The organism is Candidatus Pelagibacter sp. HIMB1623, from assembly GCF_052047695.1.
In the GTDB taxonomy this organism is placed as follows: domain Bacteria; phylum Pseudomonadota; class Alphaproteobacteria; order Pelagibacterales; family Pelagibacteraceae; genus Pelagibacter.
Genome location: NZ_JBNAJN010000007.1, coordinates 1 through 4,921, shown reverse-complemented (window position 1 = coordinate 4,921; position 4,921 = coordinate 1). Strand labels below are relative to the sequence as shown.

Annotated in this window: 1 protein-coding gene; it reads left to right on the top strand. The window is 36.3% G+C overall.

Going from position 1 to position 4,921, the window contains the following annotated elements; translation table 11 throughout:
- A partial coding sequence (locus ACTTBN_RS03105) for a beta strand repeat-containing protein (protein ID WP_440680927.1) occupies positions 1–4,921 on the top strand: 4,921 nt, incomplete at both ends.

The following is a 4,921-nucleotide window of genomic DNA, read 5'->3' as shown; positions in this document are numbered from 1 at the left end:
TAATGTAAATTTAACAGGTTCAACTATTACCACAAATAGTACTGTTGCAGGGGGCACAAACAATTTAACAGTAACAGGTAATGCTGTTTTTGGTAATGGTACAACAGATACTGTAACCGGTGTTGCCGTATTAGATATTACTGGTAACACTACTATTCACACTGATACTATTACTACTTCTTCAACACAAACGTATGGAGATGCAACATCAGACACCATTACGATTGGTGCTGCAACAACATTAACAACAACAGATAGTCAAATTACATTTAGTGGTACGGTAGATTCGGAAACTTCTGAAACGAATAATCTAACATTAGATGCCGGAACTTTAGAAGTACAATTTGATGCTGAAACAGGTGGAACAGTTGGTCTTGGTGCAATTGGTATTACTGGTGCTCTTGATTTAGATGCAGATATCACAAGCGCAAGTTCATTATCTGTATCACTTGTAAGTAACCTTGGTGCAGATGTAACAACGAGTGGAACACAAACCTATACGGGTGCAGTTACATTAAGTGCGGATAATACACTAACCACTACATCTGATGGGTCTGTATCATTTGGTTCTACAACTAATGGGGCACAAACATTATCAATTACAACAGATGGTACAGGAGATGTTACATTTAGTGATGATGTTGGTGGATCTACTGGATTAAATGGATTAACGATTTCAACGAATGACTTTAATGCCGTTGATTTAAAAGTAGGCGGTACCATTAGTATTACCAATACTGGTACGTCTTCAGAGATAACAGGAGTTATTGCCAATGATGGAGATGCTGCAGTATTTACTAAAGCAGGTGCTGGTACCTTAACGTTATCTGGCACTAATACTCACACTGGAATTACAACAATTTCTGCTGGTATTTTATCTATAAGTGCTGATGCAGGATTAGGAAGTATTTCAAGTTTAGATGCAGATCGTCTAACATTTAATGGAGGTACATTATTAATCACAGAGACGATTACTTTAAATACAAATAGAGGAATTACATTAACAGGTAATGGAACAATAAATGTAGCTAATACTAAAACTGTTACTTACGGTGGTGTAATGACTGGCGCAGGTCAATTTACTAAAGATGGCAATGGTATTTTAATTCTAAGTGGAACAAATACTTACACAGGTGCTACAAACATTGATGATGGTGAATTAAATGTAACAGGCGCATTAGATGCAACAGCAATTACTGTTGCAAGTGGTGCAACCTATGACAGTGATACTACTGATACCATAGGATCAATTGCTGGAGCAGGTAATATTGAAATTGCAACTGGAACTACATTAACTGTAGGTGGAGATAATACTGACACAACTTTCTCTGGAGTAATTTCGCAAGATGGTAATTTAACTAAAGAAGGATCTGGAACCTTAACTTTAACAGGAACTAATACTAATACTGGAGACCTAACAGTTGATGCGGGTGGTTTAGTGTTAGATCAAGCAGGTACTGATACGGGTACAGTATTACATAATAGTTCTAATTTAATATTAAACGCAGGATCAGTTACTGTCTCTGATACTTCAGAAACTGTAGATTTGTTCACTTATAATGGCGGATCAGTTACTGGTCAGATTATTTCTATTTCTGGATATACTTATTATGTTGCAGATGGATTAACTACAACAATTGCTTCAATATTGTATGGAGATGTTCCATTAGTAAAAAGTGGTCCAGGCTCATTGGTGTTAACAGCAACTAATACTTACACTGGTAATACAACTATTAATGCTGGAACTTTAAAAATAGATGGCACTGGTTCTTTAGAAAGTGGCAATTACGATGCATTAATTATTAATAATGGTACTTTTATTTATTCATCTACTGCAGATCAAACTCTTGCTGGAGTGATTAGTGGCACAGGTGCATTAACCAAAGAAGAAAATTCAACATTAACTTTAACAGCAACTAATACTTACACAGGTCTAACAACTGTATCAGCTGGTACATTGACATTAGATCAAGCAAGCTCAACAACTGGTACTGTTATTAAAGACACTAATGCTGTAACTGTTAATGGAGGAACTTTAAATCTTGCTGATAACACAGAAACTATTGGTGCATTAACTTTAACTTCAGGATCAATTACAGGTAATTCTAAAACATTAACAGGTTCAGGGTATACAATAAATCCTGGTGACGGTGTATCTGTATCAATAGCCCCAATACTTGCTGGATCAGGTAACCTAACAAAATCTGAAGCAGGAACTTTAACCTTGTCAGGTGCTAATACTTACACAGGAACCACAACTATTTCTGCTGGAACATTAACAGTATCAGGAACACTATCAGATAGTACAGATGTATCAAACTCTGGAACTTATGATGTTGACACAACAGATACTATAAACTCATTATCAGGATCAGGTGCAGTTCAAATTGATACTGGTGTTACATTAACAACAGGTGATGATGGAAATGATGAGATCTCTGGTGTTATCTCTGGAGCTGGTAACTTAACTAAAGTTGGATCTGGAACATTAACTTTATCTGGTACGAATACTTTTACAGGGGCAACTACAGTTAATAATGGTACACTAAAAGTAACCGCAGATGATGCTCTTGGTACTACAGACGGATCTACTACTGTTGCAAGTGGTGCTACATTAGATTTTGCTGGAGTTACTTATGGAACCACAGAATCAGTAACAGTTAATGGGGGTACAATCTCCACTTCAACAGGAACTAGTTCATTTGCAGGAGCAATTACACTTGGGGCCCACTCAACGTTTGATGTTGATGGTACACAGTTAACGGTATCAGGAAATGTAACGGATGGTGGAAATACTTATAATATTGATAAAACTGGAACAGGTATCTTAGTTTTATCCAATACAACAAACTCTTATACTGGAACAACAGATATCAGTGCAGGTACACTTACAGTAACTGGAAGACTTAATAGTGGAACTTACAATTCAAACATAACTAATGAAGGAGCATTTATATATAACTCAACATCTGATCAAACATTAGGTGGAGTTATTAGTTTAACTGGTACGTTAGAAAAAGCTAATTCTAGTACCTTAACTTTATCGGGTGCAAATACTTACACAGGAACCACAACTGTTACAGCTGGTACTTTAGATGTTGATGGTACGTTAGCACAAACAGCAGTTACTGTTGCAAGTGGTGCAACATATGATGTCGATGCAACAGATACTGTTTTATCAATTGAAGGTGCAGGTACCATTGATTTAACGGATGCAGCCTTAACAGCGGGTGATGGAAATGACCAAACATTCTCAGGTGTCTTTAATGGTGCTAATACTTTTACTAAAGTTGGTGATGGAGTTTTAACATTATCAGGAAATAATTCATCTGCAAGTTACACTGGTAAATTAGTGATTGATGCTGGTACAATTTCTGTTGCAGCAGATACTAATTTAGGAGCTGCACCTGGTTCTGCAGTTGCAGATCAATTAACATTAAGTGGTGGTACCTTACAAACTACAGCTACTTTTACTTTAAATACTAATAGAGGAATTACTTTAAGTACTGATGGTGGAGGTATCAATACTAATACCAGCACTACCTTAACCTATGGTGGTGTGATTGATGGTACAACTGCCTTTACGAAATCAGGAGATGGTATTTTATTATTATCTGGCGCAAACACTTATACTGGAGATACTGTAATTAGTGCTGGTACGTTACAATTAGGTGCGGCAGCAGTTATTGCTAATGCATCAGCAGTTACTGTTAATGGCACTTTTGATTTAAACGATTACAATGAGACTATTTCTGATTTATCTGGTAGTGGAACTGTTGATTTAGGATCTGCTACTCTAACAACTATACAGTATAACAGTACCACATACTCTGGCGGCATAACTGGAACAGGATCTTTGAAGAAATATGGAGGTGGAGTATTAATATTATCTGGCTCAACAGATTTTACTGGTGGAATTACAATTCAAGTTGGAACACTTCAGTTAGGTGCTAACAATGTTATTGGTGATACCAACCCAATTACTTTTGCTGATACAGATATCTTTATCCATAAAGCTACTTTAGATTTAAATGATTATTCAGATACAGTTGGAACAGTAACTGCAAATTATACAGATGCTAAAATATTGTTAGGAAGTGGTGGCTTAACAATTAACCAAGCTAATGGCGCAGATACTAGCTTTAAAGGTATAATTAGTGAAACAGGTACATTTACAAAAGCAGGAGCTGGAGCTTTAACATTAACTAATTCAAATACTTATACAGGATTAACAACCATCACAGCTGGTACATTAACATTAGATCAAGCAGGAACTACGACAACTGGTCAAGTTATCAAAGATACAAATGCAGTAACAGTTAATGGAGGAACATTAACTCTTGCTGATGACACAGAAACAGTAGGAGCGCTTACATTAACAGATGGATTATTAACAGGTACTGGTAATACTATTGTTGGTACAAGCTATACATTAAATACAGGAGATGGAGAATCTTTTACAGCATCTGCGATTTTAGGTGGTTCAGCAAACTTAACAAAATCTGAAGCAGGAACTACAATTTTAAGTGGAGCTAATACTTATACTGGAACAACAACAGTATCTGGTGGAACATTAACTGTCAGTGGTTCGCTTACATCGGTCTCTATTAACAACTCTGCAACACTAACAGTTAGTGGTGCATTAAATGATTTAACACAAATTACAAATACTGGACAATACAATGTACAAGAAACTGATACAATTAGAACAGTTTCAGGTTCCGGTAATATTGCAATATCAGCTACAAAAACTTTAACAACAGGTGATAGTGGAGACGACACAATTTCAGGAGTTATTTCTGGTGATGGTAGTTTAACTAAAGCAGGTGCTGGTACTTTAACATTATCTGCAAACAACACTTACACAGGTGCAACTACAATTTCAGCTGGTTCAGTTAAAGTTACAGGAACTTTATCTGAT